The sequence below is a fragment of the Streptomyces sp. NPDC048106 genome, assembly GCF_040706415.1.
Lineage (GTDB): Bacteria > Actinomycetota > Actinomycetes > Streptomycetales > Streptomycetaceae > Streptomyces.
Genome location: NZ_JBEZND010000017.1, coordinates 25,066 through 41,912, shown reverse-complemented (window position 1 = coordinate 41,912; position 16,847 = coordinate 25,066). Strand labels below are relative to the sequence as shown.

Annotated in this window: 15 protein-coding genes and 1 riboswitch; of the genes, 10 read left to right on the top strand and 5 right to left on the bottom strand. The window is 73.4% G+C overall.

Annotated features, from left to right (window positions below; translation table 11 throughout):
- The first annotated feature begins 9 nt into the window (after nucleotides 1–9).
- The 3 genes from AB0927_RS19060 (at nucleotide 10) to AB0927_RS19050 (ending at nucleotide 3,408) form a co-directional block, all read left to right on the top strand.
- Complete coding sequence (locus AB0927_RS19060) at nucleotides 10–1,380, top strand: pitrilysin family protein (protein WP_366668870.1); 1,371 nt, start codon at nucleotides 10–12, stop codon at nucleotides 1,378–1,380.
- A 227-nt stretch (nucleotides 1,381–1,607) separates the two neighbouring features.
- Nucleotides 1,608–1,766: riboswitch (cyclic di-AMP (ydaO/yuaA leader) on the top strand.
- A gap of 12 nt (nucleotides 1,767–1,778) precedes the next feature.
- Nucleotides 1,779–2,522: a M23 family metallopeptidase gene (locus AB0927_RS19055; RefSeq protein WP_366668781.1), complete on the top strand. Its 744-nt coding sequence runs from the start codon at nucleotides 1,779–1,781 to the stop codon at nucleotides 2,520–2,522.
- 199 nt (nucleotides 2,523–2,721) lie between these two features.
- On the top strand, nucleotides 2,722–3,408 hold the full coding sequence (locus AB0927_RS19050; RefSeq protein WP_366668780.1) for a GntR family transcriptional regulator: 687 nt from the start codon (nucleotides 2,722–2,724) through the stop codon (nucleotides 3,406–3,408).
- Nucleotides 3,409–3,718: 310 nt separating this feature from the next.
- Here AB0927_RS19050 and AB0927_RS19045 read toward each other — a convergent pair whose 3' ends face one another.
- On the bottom strand, nucleotides 3,719–4,000 hold the full coding sequence (locus AB0927_RS19045; RefSeq protein ID WP_366668779.1) for an HPr family phosphocarrier protein: 282 nt from the start codon (nucleotides 3,998–4,000) through the stop codon (nucleotides 3,719–3,721).
- Nucleotides 4,001–4,144: 144 nt separating this feature from the next.
- Here AB0927_RS19045 and AB0927_RS19040 point away from each other — a divergent pair, with 144 nt between their 5' ends.
- Genes AB0927_RS19040 through AB0927_RS19020 form a run of 5 tightly spaced genes read left to right on the top strand, consistent with a single transcriptional unit; the run spans nucleotide 4,145 to nucleotide 9,951 of the window.
- On the top strand, nucleotides 4,145–6,991 hold the full coding sequence (locus AB0927_RS19040; protein ID WP_366668778.1) for a GNAT family N-acetyltransferase: 2,847 nt from the start codon (nucleotides 4,145–4,147) through the stop codon (nucleotides 6,989–6,991).
- Nucleotides 6,992–6,995: 4 nt separating this feature from the next.
- A complete protein-coding gene (locus AB0927_RS19035) occupies nucleotides 6,996–7,460 on the top strand; it encodes a hypothetical protein (RefSeq protein ID WP_366668777.1) in 465 nt (154 codons plus the stop codon).
- Nucleotides 7,461–7,470: 10 nt separating this feature from the next.
- Nucleotides 7,471–8,058 (top strand): DUF5998 family protein, encoded by a 588-nt coding sequence (locus AB0927_RS19030; protein WP_366668776.1) that lies wholly within the window; start codon nucleotides 7,471–7,473, stop codon nucleotides 8,056–8,058.
- Nucleotides 8,058–9,248: a nucleotide pyrophosphatase/phosphodiesterase family protein gene (locus AB0927_RS19025; RefSeq protein ID WP_366668775.1), complete on the top strand. Its 1,191-nt coding sequence runs from the start codon at nucleotides 8,058–8,060 to the stop codon at nucleotides 9,246–9,248. Before AB0927_RS19030 ends, AB0927_RS19025 begins: the two co-directional genes overlap by 1 nt.
- Nucleotides 9,249–9,300: 52 nt before the next feature.
- Nucleotides 9,301–9,951 (top strand): thymidine kinase, encoded by a 651-nt coding sequence (locus tag AB0927_RS19020; protein WP_366668774.1) that lies wholly within the window; start codon nucleotides 9,301–9,303, stop codon nucleotides 9,949–9,951.
- A 38-nt stretch (nucleotides 9,952–9,989) separates the two neighbouring features.
- Here the strand turns inward: AB0927_RS19020 and AB0927_RS19015 are convergent, their stop codons facing one another.
- A complete protein-coding gene (locus AB0927_RS19015; protein ID WP_366668773.1) occupies nucleotides 9,990–10,781 on the bottom strand; it encodes a VOC family protein in 792 nt (263 codons plus the stop codon).
- A 357-nt stretch (nucleotides 10,782–11,138) separates the two neighbouring features.
- Between AB0927_RS19015 and AB0927_RS19010 the strand changes: the two genes are divergently transcribed.
- On the top strand, nucleotides 11,139–11,990 hold the full coding sequence (locus tag AB0927_RS19010) for a sulfurtransferase (protein ID WP_366668772.1): 852 nt from the start codon (nucleotides 11,139–11,141) through the stop codon (nucleotides 11,988–11,990).
- 63 nt (nucleotides 11,991–12,053) lie between these two features.
- On the opposite strand, the gene sepH is transcribed toward AB0927_RS19010, so the two are convergent.
- A complete protein-coding gene (sepH, locus tag AB0927_RS19005) occupies nucleotides 12,054–13,094 on the bottom strand; it encodes a septation protein SepH (protein ID WP_366668771.1) in 1,041 nt (346 codons plus the stop codon).
- A 480-nt stretch (nucleotides 13,095–13,574) separates the two neighbouring features.
- Here sepH and AB0927_RS19000 point away from each other — a divergent pair, with 480 nt between their 5' ends.
- Nucleotides 13,575–14,318, top strand: a complete 744-nt coding sequence (locus AB0927_RS19000) for a hypothetical protein (RefSeq protein WP_366668770.1) — start codon at nucleotides 13,575–13,577, stop codon at nucleotides 14,316–14,318.
- Here the strand turns inward: AB0927_RS19000 and AB0927_RS18995 are convergent.
- On the bottom strand, nucleotides 14,242–15,573 hold the full coding sequence (locus AB0927_RS18995) for a D-arabinono-1,4-lactone oxidase (protein ID WP_366668769.1): 1,332 nt from the start codon (nucleotides 15,571–15,573) through the stop codon (nucleotides 14,242–14,244). The genes AB0927_RS19000 and AB0927_RS18995 overlap by 77 nt on opposite strands.
- Nucleotides 15,521–16,771 carry an MFS transporter gene (locus AB0927_RS18990; RefSeq protein ID WP_366668768.1) on the bottom strand — a complete coding sequence of 417 codons (1,251 nt, stop codon included), beginning with the start codon at nucleotides 16,769–16,771 and terminating at the stop codon, nucleotides 15,521–15,523. Before AB0927_RS18990 ends, AB0927_RS18995 begins: the two co-directional genes overlap by 53 nt.
- Between the last annotated feature and the right edge of the window lie 76 nt (nucleotides 16,772–16,847).

The window sequence follows — 16,847 nt, the reverse complement described above, 5'->3', positions numbered from 1 at the left end:
CTCGCCACCATGGACTTCCACCCCCAGCCGCAGGCCGGCGAGGCGAAGCCGTGGGCCTTCCCGGCCCCCGAGCGCGCCGCGCTCGACAACGGCCTGACCGTGCTGCGCTGTCATCGCCCCGGTCAGCAGGTCGTCGCCGTCGAGGTGCTCCTGGACGCCCCCCTGGAGGCCGAGCCGGCCGGCCTGGACGGCGTCGCCACCATCATGGCGCGAGCCTTCTCCGAGGGCACCGACAAGCACTCCGCCGAGGAGTTCGCCGCCGAGCTGGAGCGCGCGGGCGCCACCCTCGACGCGCACGCCGACCACCCCGGCGTCCGGCTGAGCCTGGAGGTCCCCGCCTCGCGTCTGACCAAGGGCCTCGGCCTGCTCGCCGACGCGCTGCGCGCCCCCGCCTTCGCCGGCAGCGAGGTCGAGCGGCTGGTCCGCAACCGCCTGGACGAGATTCCGCACGAGCTGGCCAGCCCCGCCCGCCGGGCCGCCAAGGAACTCTCCAAGGAGCTGTTCCCGGCGTCCACGCGCATGTCCCGGCCGCGCCAGGGCACCGAGGAGACGGTCGAGAAGATCGACGCGGTCGCCGTGCGCGCCTTCTACGACCGTCACGTGCGCCCCGCCACGGCCACCGCGGTCGTGGTCGGCGACCTGACCGGCATCGACGTGGACGCGCTGCTCGGCGAGACCCTGGGCGCCTGGACCGGCACCCCGGGCGAGCCCCGGCCGGTGCCCGCGGTGACGGCCGACGACACCGGACGCGTGGTCATCGTGGACCGGCCCGGCGCCGTCCAGACGCAGCTGCTCATCGGCCGCGTCGGCGCGGACCGGCACGACCGGGTGTGGCCCGCCCAGGTGCTCGGCACCTACTGCCTGGGCGGCACCCTCACCTCCCGCCTGGACCGCGTCCTGCGCGAGGAGAAGGGCTACACCTACGGTGTGCGCGCGTTCGGGCAGGTGCTCCGCTCCGGCCCGGGCGGCAACGGCGCCTCCATGCTCGCCATCAGCGGCTCCGTGGACACCCCCAACACCGGTCCGGCGCTCGACGACCTGTGGAAGGTGCTGCGCACCCTCGCGGCGGAGGGCCTGACCGACGCCGAGCGGGACGTCGCCGTGCAGAACCTCGTCGGCGTCGCGCCGCTGAAGTACGAGACCGCGGCGGCCGTCGCGGGCACGCTCGCCGACCAGGTGGAGCAGCACCTGCCCGACGACTTCCAGGCGACGCTCTACCGGCAACTGGCCGCGACGGGCACCGTGGAGGCCACCGCGGCGGTCGTCAACGCCTTCCCGGTGGACCGCCTGGTGACCGTCCTGGTCGGTGACGCCGCGCAGATCAAGGCACCGGTCGAGGCGCTGGGCATCGGCGAGGTCACCGTGGTGGCCGCCGAGTAACGGCACCTACGGGCAGGCCCCTTGCGGGGTGGGGCCCTGACGGCCTACGGGTCGTCAGGGCCCCACTTTGTTCCACTCTCTCCTCAGGATGTCCGAATTGATACGGAGGTTGCCTGTCTGCCCTGTGGGATGCGCTACAAAAGCCGCGTTCCGTTTGAGGATTGAGAGCCGGTCCGCTTAGCGTCGTCCGGGTTGTCCGTCGGGCAGTGCGCCGCAGCCGCGGCACCGGACAGCCATCGCCGAGTCCCCGAGGCGCGAGCCAGGGGAGCCGGGGACCCACCGTCCCCTGGGGTGAATCGGGCATCCGCGCGAGACGTGCGGGCCCGTAGGAGACCTTCCTGCTCCGAACCCGTCAGCTAACCCGGTAGGCGAGAGGGAAGGAAAGGACAGCCACACGCATGGCGTTCATGTGCGCCACCGGGAAGCACCGCAAGCCCGGCCGGGTCAAGCGAACCACCGTTCACGCGGCCGGAGTCGCGGCCCTCACGACCACCGGCGTCATCGGCACCCTCGCCGCGTCCCCGGCGCTCGCCGCCGAGAAAACCGCCGAGCAGACCGGCCTCACCCCCGTGCTCGCCGCGACCGACGACCTCGCCGAGCACATCGACGCCCAGGCCACCGCCCAGCAGCGGATCGCCGAGCACCAGGCGGCCGAGAAGGCCGCCGCCGAGCGCGCGAAGGAGGCGCGCCAGGCCAGGGCCCGGGCCGCCCGCGAGGCCGAGCGCAAGCGGCTGAACACCTTCGTCGCCCCGATCGCGCACTCCTACGTGTCCACCGGCTACATGGCCAGCAGCTCTCTGTGGTCCTCCGGCTCCCACACCGGTATCGACTTCCACGCGGCGACCGGCACCTCCGTGCACGCGGTCGGCGTCGGCACCGTCGTCTCCACCGGCTGGGGCGGGGCGTACGGCAACGAGATCGTGATCCGCATGGCCGACGGCATGTACACCCAGTACGGCCATCTGTCCTCCATCGGCGTCACGGTGGGCCAGCAGGTCGCCGCGGGCCAGCAGATCGCCCTGTCCGGCGCGACCGGCAACGTCACCGGCCCGCACCTGCACTTCGAGGCGCGCACCAGCCCCGACTACGGCTCCGACGTCGACCCCGTGGCCTACCTCCGCAACCACGGCGTGGACGTCTGACCGACCCCGCACGGCATCGAAAGCCCCGGCCACTGAGCCGGGGCTTTCGCCATTCCACGGCCGTCGCCGCCGGAATCTGTCCAAAAAATATCCATGATTCCGGTCCGCCGTCGGAAATTCCGGCCCGGTGGAATAGAGTCACGGAAAAGACGCGTCCGTCGTCGGCGTCGTGTCGCGGGTATTAAGGCGGAGGTCGGTCATGCGTATTCCGGCGCACTCGGTGTGCACGGCGATCCGGGACGACATCGTCACCGGCGCCCTCGAACGCGGCGGCCGCCTCACCGAGGAGGTGCTCGCCCGCCGCTACGGCGTCTCGCGCGTCCCCGTGCGCGAGGCCCTGCGCACCCTGGAGGCGGAGGGCTTCGTGGTGACGCGCCGGCACGCGGGCGCCTGCGTGGCCGAGCCGACCGAGCAGGAGGCCGCCGACCTGCTGGAGATGCGCCTGCTCCTGGAGCCGCTGGGGGCCGCGCGGGCCGCCCGGCGCCGCACCGAGGCGCATCTGAAGGTGCTGCGAGGCCTGGTCCGGCTGGGGCAGGAGCGCGCCAGGACGGGCGGCGGCGAGGACCTGCGCGCCCTGAACGGCTGGTTCCACGAGACGCTGGCCCAGTCCTGCGGCAGCCCCTCACTGACCTCGACACTCACCCAGCTGCGCCACAAGATCGCCTGGATGTACACGGTGGACGCGCCGCCGGACCTGGTCGGCGCGTGGGCGGAGCACGGCGCGATCGTGGACGCGGTGGCACGCGGCGACGACGAGCGCGCCCGCGCGGTGACCGCGCTGCACACCCAGCGCACGACGGCCGCGCACCGGCTGCGGATCCCCGGCGCCGCGGAACGCCCGGGTATCTCGCAACATACCGTAAACATGTCCGGTGCACGGTGTTAACACGGGTGCCGTATACAAAGTGGGGGGATATTCAGCGGGTGGCCATTTCCCTATTTCCCGGCTGCCGTGAATTCCATGTCCCGGTGAATTCCGCGGTACCCCGAAAGTGCCGAGGCGGCGCAGTCCGGCGGGGCCCGGCGCGATTTTCCGGTCCAGGGCACCCCGTAAACCCTCCCGCCCGCCGCGGTGACACTGACGGTCACGGCGTCCGGCAAGGACCCGGCGGCCAGCCGGAGTTGACGGCCACCGCCGCGTGAAGCGCCCGCCGGGCCGGCCGGACAGTCCGGCCGGCCCGGCGGGCGCTCGGGGCTCAGACGGTCTCGGGCAGCTCTTCCAGGCCCTCGGCGACCAGCTTGGCCAGCCGGTCGAGGGCGGCGTCCGCGCCCTCGGCGTCGGAGGTGAGCACGATCTCCTCGCCGCCCTGGGCGCCCAGGCCCAGCACGCCCAGCATGGAGGCCGCGTTGACCGGGGTGCCGCCGGACTTGCTGATCGTCACCGGGATGCCTGCGGCCGTGGCGGCCCGGACGAAGATGGAGGCGGGGCGGGCGTGAAGACCCTCGGCCCAGCCGACGTTGACGCGGCGCTCAGCCATGTGTTGCTGCCCTTCACTGTTCAGGGTTGTCTAGACCAGTCTTCCATATCGTGAAGCGGGCCAGAAGAGGGGCTCGCGCCCCCTCCGCCGTGCTCCACAGACTGCCCCGCGCCGTTGCCGGACGCGAGCCGTACCCTGGGGCCCATGCGAACCTCGGCGGAACCGCAGGGCCGGTACGACTACCCCGCGCACTGGGAGGCGGACGTGGTCCTGCGGGACGGAGGTACCGCCCGCATTCGGCCCATCACCGTCGACGACGCCGACCATCTGGTCCACTTCTACGAGCAGGTCTCGGACGAGTCCAAGTACTACCGCTTCTTCGCCCCCTACCCCCGGCTGTCCGCCAAGGACGTCCACCGCTTCACGCACCACGACTTCGTGGACCGGGTGGGTCTCGCGGCCACCGTGGGCGGCGAGTTCATCGCGACCGTGCGCTACGACCGCATCGGGGCCGGCGGCGCGCCCGCGTCCGGCCCCGCCGACGAGGCCGAGGTCGCCTTCCTGGTGCAGGACGCCCACCAGGGCCGGGGAGTCGCCTCCGCCCTGCTGGAGCACATCGCGGCCGTCGCCCGGGAGCGGGGCATCCGCCGCTTCGCCGCCGAGGTGCTGCCCGCCAACACCAAGATGATCAAGGTGTTCACGGACGCCGGGTACACCCAGAAACGCAGCTTCGAGGACGGCGTCGTACGCCTGGAGCTGGACCTCGAACCCACGGACCGCGCCCTCGCCGTGCAGTACGCGCGGGAGCAGCGCGCCGAGGCCCGCTCGGTGCAGCGGCTCCTCGCGCCCGGCTCCGTCGCGGTCATCGGCGTCGGCCGCGCGCCCGGCGGGGTGGGCCGCAGCGTCCTGGCCAACATCAGGGACGCCGGGTACCCGGGCCGGCTGTACGCGGTGAACAAGGCCTTCCCCGAGGACCTGGCGGAGGCCGACGGGGTGGCCGCGTACCGCTGTGTGCGGGACATCGACGGCCCGGTGGACCTCGCCGTCGTTGCCGTACCGGCCGAGTACGTGCCGGCGGTGGTCGCCGAGTGCGGGGAGCACGGCGTGCAGGGGCTCGTCGTGCTCAGCGCCGGGTACGCGGAAAGCGGTCCCGAGGGGCGGGAGCGGCAGCGGGCGCTGGTGCGGCAGGCCCGCGCGTACGGCATGCGGATCATCGGACCCAACGCGTTCGGCGTCATCAACACCGCCCCGGACGTACGGCTCAACGCCTCCCTCGCCCCCGAGATGCCGCGCCCCGGGCGCATCGGCATGTTCGCCCAGTCCGGCGCCATCGGCATCGCCCTGCTGTCCCGGCTGCACCGGCGCGGGGGCGGGGTGACCGGCGTCAGCGGCGTCTCCACGTTCGTCTCCGCGGGCAACCGGGCGGACGTGTCCGGCAACGACGTCCTCCAGTACTGGTACGACGACCCGGACACCGACGTCGTCCTCATGTACCTGGAGACCATCGGCAACCCGCGCAAGTTCACCCGGCTCGCCCGGCGCACGGCGGCGGCGAAGCCGCTGGTCGTGGTGCAGGGGACGGGTACGGCACCGCAGGGCCACGCGGTGCGCGCGACGCGGCTGCCGCACGCGACCGTGTCCGCGCTGCTGCGGCAGGCCGGGGTGATCCGGGTCGACACCATCACGGAGCTGGTCGACGCCGGTCTGCTGCTCGCCCGGCAGCCGCTGCCCGCCGGGCCGCGGGTGGCGATCCTCGGGAACTCCGAGTCGCTGGGCGTGCTGACGTACGACCGGTGCCTCGCGGAGGGGCTGCGGCCCGCGCGGCCGCTCGACCTGACGACCGGGGCGACGCCGGAGGACTTCCACCGGGCGCTCAGCGCCGCGCTGGCCGACGACACGAACGACTCCGTCGTGGTGACGGCGATACCCGCGATCGGGGAGGCGTCGCCCGGGGACGCGGAGCTGGCTCAGGCGCTGGGCTCGGCCGCGGCCACGGCGCCGGGGAAACCGGTGCTGGTGGTGCATGTGGAGCTCGGCGGGCTGGCGGAGGCGCTCTCCGCGGCGGCCAGTACCGCGCCCCAGTCCGTGGAGCGGGCACCCGGCACCGAAGGCGGGGCCCAGCCTCCCCGCCACCGCGCGGAGCCCTCGCCCGCCGCGGGAGCGCGAGCGCCGGCGGCACCGGAAGGCACCCGCCTCATCCCCGCCTACCCCGCCGCCGAGCGCGCCGTACGGGCCCTCGCCGAGGCCGTCCGGTACGGGCAGTGGCGCCGGGACGCGGCCGAGCCCGGTCGGGTCCCGGAGTACGAGGACATCGACGAGAAGGGGGCCGCGCGGCTGATCGGCGAGCTGCTGGCGCGGGGGGAGGGGCTCACGATCTCGGACGCGCAGACCTGCGAGCTGCTCGCGAAGTACGGCATCCGGGTGCGCCGCGCGCTTTCCGCGCCCACCGCCGACGCCGCCGCCGAGGCCGCCCGCACCCTCGGCTACCCGGTGGCCCTGAAGGCGACCGCCCCGCACCTGCGGCACCGCGCCGACCTGGGCGGCGTACGCCTGGACCTGGCGGACGAGGAACAACTGCGGCGGGCGTACGCGGAGTTGAGCGAGCTGTTCGGCAAGCCGGAGGAGCTGCGGCCGGTGGTGCAGGGGATGGCGCCCCGGGGCGTCGACACCGTCGTACGGGCCGTGATCGACCCGGCGGCCGGGGCCGTGCTGTCCTTCGGCCTGGCCGGCGCGCCGTCGCAGCTGCTGGGCGACACGGCGCACCGGCTGATCCCGGTCACCGACCGGGACGCGACCTCGCTGGTGCGCGCGATCCGCACCGCGCCCCTGCTGTTCGGCTGGCGTGGCTCCACCCCCGTCGACACCCCCGCCCTGGAGGAACTGCTGCTGCGGGTCTCCCGCCTGGTCGACGACCACCCCGAGGTGGTCGCCGTCACCCTGGAACCGGTGGTCGTGGCCCCGCACGGCGCGAGCGTCCTCGGCGCGACCCTGCGCCTCGCCCCGCCACCCGCCCGCGACGACCACGGCCCCCGCACCATGCCGGCCTACTGACCCCATGGACCTCGCCGGCCACCGGCTCCCCGAGACCAGCTTGTGGGACTGGGAGGTGATCGGCTGGGACGCCGGGGCGCTGCGGCTGGCCGCCGGGTACGACCTCACGTACCACCACATCCTGGAAGCGGTCTTCGTCGCGCCCGTCTTCGTGTCCTGCCCGTTCTCGTTCCAGGACCCCGTCTTCCGCGCCCCCGCGCCCGACGAGACCGCGCGCCTTGTCCGGTTCCTCGGAGAGACACCGCCCGTCGTCGTCGCCTTCGAGGCGGACGCCGGCGGATGCGAACCCGTGTCCTGCCTGATCGCCGCCGAGCGGGTGGAGATCAGGCAAGGGCCGGTCCGGCGGGGCACGCGAGAGCGGGACCACGAGGCGCCCGGCGACCCGCCCGATCCCCCTCTCCGGAACCCGCCCGGCCCCCCTGCCCCGGGGACGCCCCGTTGGCCCGGAGTGCCCCTGGCCACGGACTAGGATGGACGCCATGGCCAAGACCAGTACGACGACCCAGGGGCTGCGAGCGGCGATCGAGCGCAGCGGCTACTACCCGGCCCTCGTGGCCGAGGCGGTGGAGGCAGCCGTGGGCGGCGAGCCCATCCGGTCGTACCTGGTCCACCAGGAGACCACGTTCGACCAGAACGAGGTGCGCCGCCATGTGACCGTCCTGGTCCTCAGCGCCAACCGCTTCATCGTCAGCCACACCGACGAGCAGGCCGCCGACAGCACCTCCCCGACGCCGTACGCCACCACCTCCACCGAGTCCGTGAAGCTCAGCCGGATCTCCTCCGTCGTGGTCAGCCGCGTCGTCGCCAACCCCGAGCAGTACACCCCGGGCACCCTGCCCCGCGAGGTCGTGCTGACCATCGGCTGGGGCGCGGTCAGCCGGCTCGACCTGGAGCCCGCCGCCTGCGGCGACCCCAACTGCGACGCCGACCACGGCTACACGGGCAGCTCCACGGCGGACGACCTCAGCCTCCGCGTCAGCGAGGCCGGGGACGGCCCGGAGACGGTGCGCGAGGCGCTCGCCTTCGCCCAGGCCCTCTCCGAGGCGACCGCGGACCTCGACCACTGATGTCCCAGCTCTCCGCCTGGGACCACCCGGAACCCCTCGCCCTGGCCACCGCGCCGCTGCCCGAGTACGGCAGCGGCTCCCTCGCCGACCTGCTCCCCACGCTCGCCGCCGGCATGGACGTCCCCGGCATGACCGCGGCGATATCGGAGCTGACCCCGGTCGACCGCGCCTGTGTCTTCCTGGTCGACGGCCTCGGCTGGGAGCAGTTGCGCGCCCACCCCGACGAGGCGCCCTTCCTCACCTCGCTGCTCGGCAGCTCGCGCGGCGGCACCGGCCGGCCGCTCACCGCGGGCTACCCGGCGACCACCGCGACCTCCCTCGCCTCCGTCGGCACCGGCCTGCCCCCCGGCGCCCACGGCCTGCCCGGCTACACGGTCCGCGACCCGGCCACCGGCGCGCTGATGAACCAGCTCCGCTGGCAGCCGTACACCGACCCGCGCCCCTGGCAGCCGTACCCCACGGTCTTCCAGCTGGCCCACGAGGCCGGGGTGCACGCCGCCCAGGTCTCCTCGCCCACGTTTCAGCACACCCCGCTCACCAAGGTCGCGCTCAGCGGCGGCAGCTTCCACGGAAGGCTGTCCGGCGAGGAGCGCATGGACCTCGCGGCCGCCCAGCTGGCCGCCGGGGACCGCTCGCTGGTGTACACGTACTACGCGGAACTCGACGGCGCCGGCCACCGCTACGGCGTCGACTCCGACACCTGGCGCGGCCAGCTGATGTTCGTCGACCGGCTGGCCCAGCGCCTGGCCGAGCAGCTTCCGCCGCGCAGCGCGCTCTACGTCACCGCCGACCACGGCATGATCGACGTGCCGTTCGACGAGGAGCACCGCTTCGACTTCGACACGGACTGGGAACTCAGCGCCGGAGTCGCCCTGTTGGGCGGCGAGGGCCGGGCCCGCCACGTGTACGCGGTGCCGGGCGCCGAGAACGACGTACTGGCCTGCTGGCGCGAGGTGCTCGGCGAGCAGTTCTGGGTGGCCTCGCGCGACGAGGCGATCGCGGCCGGGTGGTTCGGGCCGCGGGTGGACGAGCGGGTCTACGCCCGGCTCGGCGACGTGATCGCGGCCGCGTACGACGATGTCCTGATCATCGCCTCCGAGCGGGAACCCAAGGAGTCCGCGCTGGTGGGCAACCACGGTTCGATGACTCCCGTGGAGCAACTGGTCCCGCTGCTCGAAGTACGCTCCTGACCGGTCCCCCGTCCGCTTCTCCGTCCCCTCGCCGAAAGGTGCTCAACTCCTCATGCCCGAGCTGGTGTTCTTCTCCGGAACGATGGACTGCGGGAAGTCGACGCTGGCTCTGCAGATCGAGCACAACCGCTCCACGCGGGGCCTGGCCGGGATGATATTCACCCGCAACGACCGTGCGGGCGCGGGCAAGCTGTCCTCGCGCCTCGGCCTGGTCACCGACGCGGTCGAGGTCGCCGACGACCAGGACCTGTACGTCTACGTCGTGGACCACCTCTCGCAGGGCGGAAAAATCGACTACGTGATCGCGGACGAGGCGCAGTTCCTCGCCCCGGTGCAGATCGACCAGCTCGCGCGCGTGGTGGACGACCTCGGCGTGGACGTCTTCGCCTTCGGCATCACCACCGACTTCCGCTCCAAGCTCTTCCCCGGCTCCCAGCGGCTGGTGGAGCTGGCCGACCGCATCGAGGTGCTCCAGGTGGAGGCACTGTGCTGGTGCGGCGCCCGCGCCACGCACAACGCCCGTACGATCGGCGGCCAGATGGTGGTCGAGGGCGCCCAGGTCGTCGTCGGGGACGTCAACCAGGCGGCGGGCGAGGTCGGTTACGAGGTGCTGTGCCGCCGCCACCACCGGCGCCGGATGACCGCCGCGACGGCTCGCGCGGCGGCCCTGTCGCCGGACGTGCTGCCCGTCTCGTCGTCCTGAGCCCACCGGGAGCCGGTCCGCCGGTCACGCCAGGGGGGTCAGCGCGGGTCCTGGATCACCGAGAACACCGCGCCCTCCGGATCCGCCACCGTGGCCACCCGCCCGTGCGGGCTGTCCGTGGCCGGGCGGACGATCCGGCCACCGAGGCCGGTCACCCGACGCAGCGTCCCGGCGGTGTCGGCCACTTCGAAGTAGGTCTGCCAGTACGGCCCCCGGTCCCGGGGCAGCCCGTGGCCCACGCCGTGCAGCCCGGCCACCGGGCGCCCGCCGACGCGCAGGGTCACGTAGTCGAAGCCGGCGGATACCACCGGGTCCGTCTGGTAGCCGAACACGCTCGCGTAGAACTTGGCGACGGTCTCCGTCTCGAACGTGAGCAGCTCGTTCCACGCCGGTGTGCCCGGCACCCCGGTCACCGCCGGGGCGACATGCGCGGGCGCCTGCCAGATGCCGAACACCGCGCCCACCGGGTCCGCGACGATGGCCAGCCGTCCGGCGTCCGCCGCGTCCAGCGGACCGACCGCCACCGTGCCGCCGCACAGCCGTACCGCCTCGGCCGCGCGGTCCACGTCGTCCGAGGCGAGATAGGGCGTCCAGGCCACCGGCAGCCGGTTCTCCGGCGGCAGCTGGCCCATGCCGGCCACCTCGCGCCCGTCCAGCAGCGCCCGCACGTTCGGGCCGAGCTGCTGCGGGCCCGGCCGGAACTCCCAGCCGAACAGCTCCCCGTAGAACTCCTCGGTGGCGGTGAGCCGGTGCGCCATCAGGCTCACCCAGCAGGGTGTGCCGGGCGCGCGCAGCGCCTGCGGACCGGCCGACTCCCGTGCCTCGGTCATCGATCACTCTCTCCCCGGCCGCCTCGTGCGGTGGCCGTGTCGCTTCCGCTTCTCCGGCAGGTGTGTGCACGCCGCCGGCGCGTACGCCCGTATCGGTGTGTCCGCATCCTCCACGGTCGCGCGGCCCTGTCGCGTCGCCGCGCCGCCGGTTTGCCGGTGTCTTTCGGAAGAATGTCCGGGCCGGCGTCCTTCACCGCTTCCTGACGATGCCCGGCGGATTTCCGACGGATGTCCGACGAATGTCCGACGGGTGTACGGCACGTGCTCGATCACCTACAGGCCGTGATCGAGCCTGCCCGGCCGAGCAGAGTAACCGGACCTGGACGCCGCGGCCACCCCTGGCGTATGCATGGCGCCATGACAGTCATCATCACCGCATCCGAACTCGCCGAGGCGCTCGCCGGCGAGGAGCCGCCGGTCCTGCTGGACGTCCGCTGGCAGTTGAGCCTGGCGAAGGCGGCGGGTGCCCCGCCCTTCGACGGCCGGGCGGAGCACGCGGCCGGCCACATCCCCGGCGCGGTCTTCGTCGACCTGGACCGGGAGCTGGCCGCGGCCCCGGGCGCGCACGGCCGCCATCCGCTGCCGGACCTCGCGGAGTTCGGCGCCGCGATGCGCCGCGCGGGCGTGTCGGCGAGCCGCCCGGTCGTCGTGTACGACGGCGGGCAGGGCTGGGCCGCCGCGCGCGCGTGGTGGATGCTGCGCTGGACGGGTCACCCGGACGTGCGGGTCCTCGACGGCGGGTTGCCGTCCTGGACGGGGGAGTTGTCGACGCGGGTGCCCGAGCCCGCCGAGGGCGACTTCGTGCCGGCGCCGGACGCCGCGGGCCTGCTGGACGCGGACGGGGCCGCCGAACTGGCCCGCACGGGTGTGCTGCTGGACGCCCGCGCGGGGGAGCGGTACCGGGGCGAGGTGGAGCCCGTGGACCGGGTCGGCGGGCACATCCCCGGCGCGGTCTCGGCGCCGACCACGGAGAACGTGGGCCCCGACGGCCGTTTCCTGCCGGCCGCCGAGCTGAAGGACCGCTTCAAGGCCCTCGGCGTCTCCACCGAGGCGCCGGTGGGCGTCTACTGCGGCTCGGGTGTCTCCGGCGCCCACGAGGTGCTGGCCCTCGCGGTGGCGGGCATCCCGGCGGCCCTGTACGTCGGTTCGTGGTCGGAGTGGTCCGCGGACCCGTCCCGGCCGGTGGCCGTGGGGGCGGACCCGCAGTAGCGGCGGCGGACGGGAGGTGCGGGGCGGTCGGTCGCCCCGCACCTCCCGTCGTCGTACGGCCGCTTACTCCTGCTTCTTGCGCCGGGTGCCGAACACGATCTCGTCCCAGCTCGGGACGGCCGCGCGGCGGCCGGGGCGTACGCCGTCGGCCTCGGCCTGGCGGTCGGTGGCGCCGGTCAGCCGGTCGCGGTGGCTGCCGACCGAGCGGGGCATGAGGACGTCCGCGTAGGCCGAGCCGGCCGAGGCGGCGGGCGCCGGCGGCTCCTCCACGCAGGCCTCCTCGTCGGGCTCGTCCGTGGTCTGCGGGTTGCGCTCCGGCACCACCATGTCGCCGCGGAAGGACGGCACCGCCTCCAGCAGGCTGGTCAGCGAGTCCCGTTCGCCGATGCTCTCCTCGTCGGGTTCGGACGGCTGCGCGGGCAGGCTCGGCCGCTCCCGATCGGTCCGTTCCAGGGCGCGGTCCATCGAACGCTCGCGCGGCAGCCGGGCGATGCGCGGGACGAACGGGAAGCTCGGCTCCGCTACGGCGAGGTCGTCGGACTCGCCGATCAGCGAGCGCGCCTCGTCGTCCACGGCCTGGACCAGCCGCCGGGGCGGGTCGTACGTCCAGCTCGCCGAGTGCGGTTCGCCCGCGACCCGGTAGACGAGCAGCACCTCCCAGGTGCCGTCGTCGCGGCGCCAGGAGTCCCACTGGACGGTGTCCTTCTCGGCGCCGCGCAGCAACAGCCGCTCCTGCACGGCCTCGCCGAGCAGCGGACCCGAGTTCTCGCCGGGGCGGCGGACCGGGGTCTTGCGGGCCCGCTCGGCCATGAAGGCGCGCTCGGCCAGCACCGGGCCCTCGAAGCGCCGCACCCGGTCGACGGGGATGCCCGCGAGCTGCGCGACCTCCTCCGCGGTGGCACCGGCTCGTATCCGCGCCTGGATGTCGCGGGGGCGCAGATGGCTCTCGACCTCGATCTCGATCTGGCCGAGGCGCGGCCGGTCGCCGCGCACGGCGGCGCGCAGCCGTTCGTCGATCGGAAGCGTGTATTCCGTAGAGTCGGCAGCCTTCAGCACCAGCCGTGTGCCGTCATTCGAGACGGCCACGACACGCAGTTCGGGCATGGGGACCTCCCGGGTGGTGCCTGCCGACGTCACGTGCGTCGCTGCTTCCGCTAGTCGAGTGTGGCCTGCCCGGGTGCAGCCTGCCACAACCTTGCCGAGTTGCCCGGCGTGTCGGGCACGGGCCCTGGGTCGCCGTTATGGCACGGTTACCAGTTCGCCACTCTAAGTGACCGAGCCTGTCACCCTGTGCAACTAGCCCCCTCCAGGCGGTCCTTGGTGGCCGCGGACACCCTGGTGGGAGACCGGACCCAGGGCTCGCAACAGTACTCCATTCGGGCCACGTGCGTGGATTGGCGCGCCGCCCAACTTCTGGCAAGGGAGGCGTTCGAGCCCCGCGCAACCGGTTTTGTGGATCATGGACGTGGCGAACTTCACGCAATACCCGGAAACGGAACTAATGGTTCCGCGTATACGTCCCTATCTCGTGCAGTCGGTACCCCGATGTCGATCAAGTACGGGAAAGGCAGGCAAGTTCCGGGTATGCGCGAAACACCCGATGGGCAGCGGAAGCGGATCGACCTGAACGTCCCCCAGGTGGCGGGCGGCGCCCTGGCGGCGGTCATCGCGGCGAAGCTGGCCTCCTCCTTCGGCGTGTACGGCACGATCCTCGGCGCCGGTGTCGTCAGCGTGATCGCCACCTGCGGCGGCACCGTCTTCCAGCACTTCTTCCGGCGGACCGGGGAGCAGTTCCGGGAAGCCAGGACGTCCGCCGCCGCGCCCCGGGTGCCGGAGCCGCCCGCCTTGGGCGAGTTCTCCGCGGGCACCGTCTACCGCGCGCGGGCCAGGAACTGGCGGCGGCCGGTGATCGCGGCCGTTCTCGTGTTCGGGGTGACCATGGGCGGCATCACTGCGTACGAACTGGTGTCCGGCGGCAGCTTCAGCGGGGGCACCGGCACGACCGTCGGCGACGCGGTCGGCGGTCGTAGGTCCGCCGTCCACCGAACGGATGACCCCGGTCAGCTCCCTTCGCATACGTCCCCGGGTGACGGCGCCTCCACCGGCGTCACCTCGGGCTCGGGCTCCGGCTCCGGTTCCGGCGGCGGGACCGCGGACCCGGCGACGCCCGCCCCGAGCGCCTCGCCGGACGGGGCGGCCGGCGGCGGCCAGGCCACCCCGGCCCCCGCGCCCAGCGGCTCCGCCGGGGTGCCTACGACCCCAGCACCCTCCGCAAGTAGTGGTTCCGGAACAGCCGTTCCGGGTCAAGGCGGTCTCGCAACGCCGTGAACTCGGCGAACCGCGGATACACCCGCGCGAGGTACTCCGCGTCCCGGGTGTGCACCTTGCCCCAGTGCGGCCGGCCCTCGTGCGCGGTGAAGATGCGCTCTGCGGCGGTGAAGTACGACTGGTACGGCGTGCCCCGGTACATGTGGACGGCGATGTAGGCGCTGTCCCGGCCCGAGGCGGTGGACAGGGCGATGTCGTCGGCCGGGGCGGTGCGCACCTCCACCGGGAAGCTGACGCGCAGGCCCGACCGCGCGACCATGGCCTTCAGTTCGCGCAGCGTCTCCACCAGGGCCGCGCGCGGCACGGCGTACTCCATCTCCACGAAGCGCACCCGGCGCGGCGAGGTGAAGACCTTGTACGGGATGTCGGTGTACGTCCGCGCGGACAGCACTCTGCTGGAGATCTTCGCGATCGCCGGGATGCTCACGGGAGCGGCCCGGCCGACCCACTGGGCCACCTGGAAGACGCCGTTGGAGAGGAACTCGTCCTCGAACCAGCCGGCCAGCCGCCCGACCGGCTGCTCGGGGCCCGCGCTGCGGTTGTTGCGCTTGGTGTTGGTGTTCCCGGTGTGCGGGAACCAGTAGAACTCGAAGTGCTCGTTCTCCGCCCAGAGTTGGTCGCACTCGGCGAGGACCCGGTCGAGCGGCATCGGCTCCTCGCGCGCCGTCAGCAGGAACAGCGGCTCCACGGCGAAGGTGATCGCGGTGACGATGCCGAGCGCGCCGAGCCCTATGCGGGCGGCGGCGAAGGCCTCGGGGTTCTCCGTCGCGGAGCAGGTGAGCACCGAGCCGTCCGCCGTGACGAGTTCGAGGCCCTTGATCTGGGCGGCGATGGAGGCGGAGTCGCGGCCCGTGCCATGGGTGCCGGTGCTGGTGGCCCCGGAGACCGTCTGCTCCATGATGTCGCCCATGTTGGTGAGCGACAGACCCTCGCGCGCCAGCGCCGCGTTGAGTCTCTTGAGTGGGGTGCCCGCCTCGACCGTGACCGTCATCGTGTCCCGGTCGATCCTGCGTATGCCCGTCAACAGTTGAGGGCGTATCAACACGCCGTCGGTGGCCGCGATCGAGGTGAAGGAGTGCCCGGTGCCCACGGCCTTCACCGGCAGCCCGTCCTCACGGGCCCGGCGCACCGTCGCGGCCAGCTCCTCCACCGAGGCCGGCGCGACCTGCCGGGCGGGCCGGGCCGCGACGTTCCCGCCCCAGTTACGCCATATTCCGCTCGCGCCGCTCGTCCTGCCGCTCGCTGTGCTGCTCAACGGTCCCTCCCCGACCCGCGGCCGGCCTGCGCAGCCGGCGGTACCCGAGGAAACCGACCACGACCGCGGCGGCCCCGGACAGCACCGGGACCCCGTACCCGGCGCGCGCCCCGGCGGCGTCGATCACCGAACCGGCCAGCGAGGAGCCGAGCGCCACGCCGACCGCGAGGCCGGTGCTCACCCAGGTCATGCCCTCGGTGAGCTGCGCACGGGGTACGTGCTCTTCGATGAGGGACATCGTCGTGATCATCGTCGGTGCGATGGACAGCCCCGAAACGAACAGCGCCACGGCCAGAAGCGGCAGGTTTCCGACCAGTAGGAGGGGGATCATACTCACGGCCATGGCGGCGACGCCCAGCAGCCAGCGGCGTTCCGGCGCCCCGGCGAGCCGCAGCAGCCCGAAGACCGCCCCGGCCACACAGGAACCGGCCGCGTAGAGGGCGAGCACCACGCTCGCGGCGCCCTTGTGGCCGCGTTCGTCGGCGAAGGCGACCGTGACCACGTCCACCGAACCGAAGATCGCGCCGGTCGCCACGAAGGTCGCCACCAGCACCTTGAGCCCCGGCGAGCGCAGCGCGCTGCCCCCGCCGTCCCGTTCGCGCGGATGCGGCTTGGGCTCGGTGGCGCGCAGGGCGGACAGCCAGCACACGCCGACGGCCAGGAAGACGGCGGCGAGCAGCGGGCCCGCCTCCGGGAACCAGACCGTGCACAGGCCGATGGAGATGATCGGCCCGAAGACGAAGCAGACCTCGTCCATGACCGACTCGAACGAGTAGGCGGTGTGCAGCCGGGGCGTGCCCCGGTACAGGGCGGCCCAGCGGGCCCGGACCATCGCGCCCAGGCTCGGCACCGCGCCGATGCCGGCGGCGCAGGCGAACAGCACCCGGTCCGGCCACCCGAAATGGGCCGCCAGCAGCAGCCCGGCGGCCGCGACGAGGGCCACCAGGGTCGCGGGGCGCAGCACCCGGCTCTGGCCGTGCCGGTCCACCAGCCGGGAGACCTGGGGGCCGAGCACGGCGGCGGACAGCGCGATGGTGGCCGACAGCGCGCCCGCGAGCCCGTAACGCCCGGTGAGCTGGGAGATCATCGTGACCACGCCGATGCCCATCATGGACAGCGGCATCCGGCCGAGGAGCCCCGCCGCCGCGAAGGCCTTGGTGCCGGGCACGTCGAAGAGGGCTCTGTAGGGGCTGGGCACGTGTTCTCCGAGGCGGTTCCGGTAAGGCGCGAATGCGGCGCATACAGCTTACGAGTGAGGAGACCCCAGGTGCACC

Coding starts and splice junctions, on each gene's coding strand:
- AB0927_RS19060 (WP_366668870.1), top strand. CDS start 10: ATGGACTTCCACCCCCAGCCGCAGGCCGGCGAGGCGAAGCCGTGGGCC.
- AB0927_RS19055 (WP_366668781.1), top strand. CDS start 1,779: ATGGCGTTCATGTGCGCCACCGGGAAGCACCGCAAGCCCGGCCGGGTC.
- AB0927_RS19050 (WP_366668780.1), top strand. CDS start 2,722: ATGCGTATTCCGGCGCACTCGGTGTGCACGGCGATCCGGGACGACATC.
- AB0927_RS19045 (WP_366668779.1), bottom strand. CDS start 4,000: ATGGCTGAGCGCCGCGTCAACGTCGGCTGGGCCGAGGGTCTTCACGCC.
- AB0927_RS19040 (WP_366668778.1), top strand. CDS start 4,145: ATGCGAACCTCGGCGGAACCGCAGGGCCGGTACGACTACCCCGCGCAC.
- AB0927_RS19035 (WP_366668777.1), top strand. CDS start 6,996: ATGGACCTCGCCGGCCACCGGCTCCCCGAGACCAGCTTGTGGGACTGG.
- AB0927_RS19030 (WP_366668776.1), top strand. CDS start 7,471: ATGGCCAAGACCAGTACGACGACCCAGGGGCTGCGAGCGGCGATCGAG.
- AB0927_RS19025 (WP_366668775.1), top strand. CDS start 8,058: ATGTCCCAGCTCTCCGCCTGGGACCACCCGGAACCCCTCGCCCTGGCC.
- AB0927_RS19020 (WP_366668774.1), top strand. CDS start 9,301: ATGCCCGAGCTGGTGTTCTTCTCCGGAACGATGGACTGCGGGAAGTCG.
- AB0927_RS19015 (WP_366668773.1), bottom strand. CDS start 10,781: ATGACCGAGGCACGGGAGTCGGCCGGTCCGCAGGCGCTGCGCGCGCCC.
- AB0927_RS19010 (WP_366668772.1), top strand. CDS start 11,139: ATGACAGTCATCATCACCGCATCCGAACTCGCCGAGGCGCTCGCCGGC.
- sepH (WP_366668771.1), bottom strand. CDS start 13,094: ATGCCCGAACTGCGTGTCGTGGCCGTCTCGAATGACGGCACACGGCTG.
- AB0927_RS19000 (WP_366668770.1), top strand. CDS start 13,575: ATGCGCGAAACACCCGATGGGCAGCGGAAGCGGATCGACCTGAACGTC.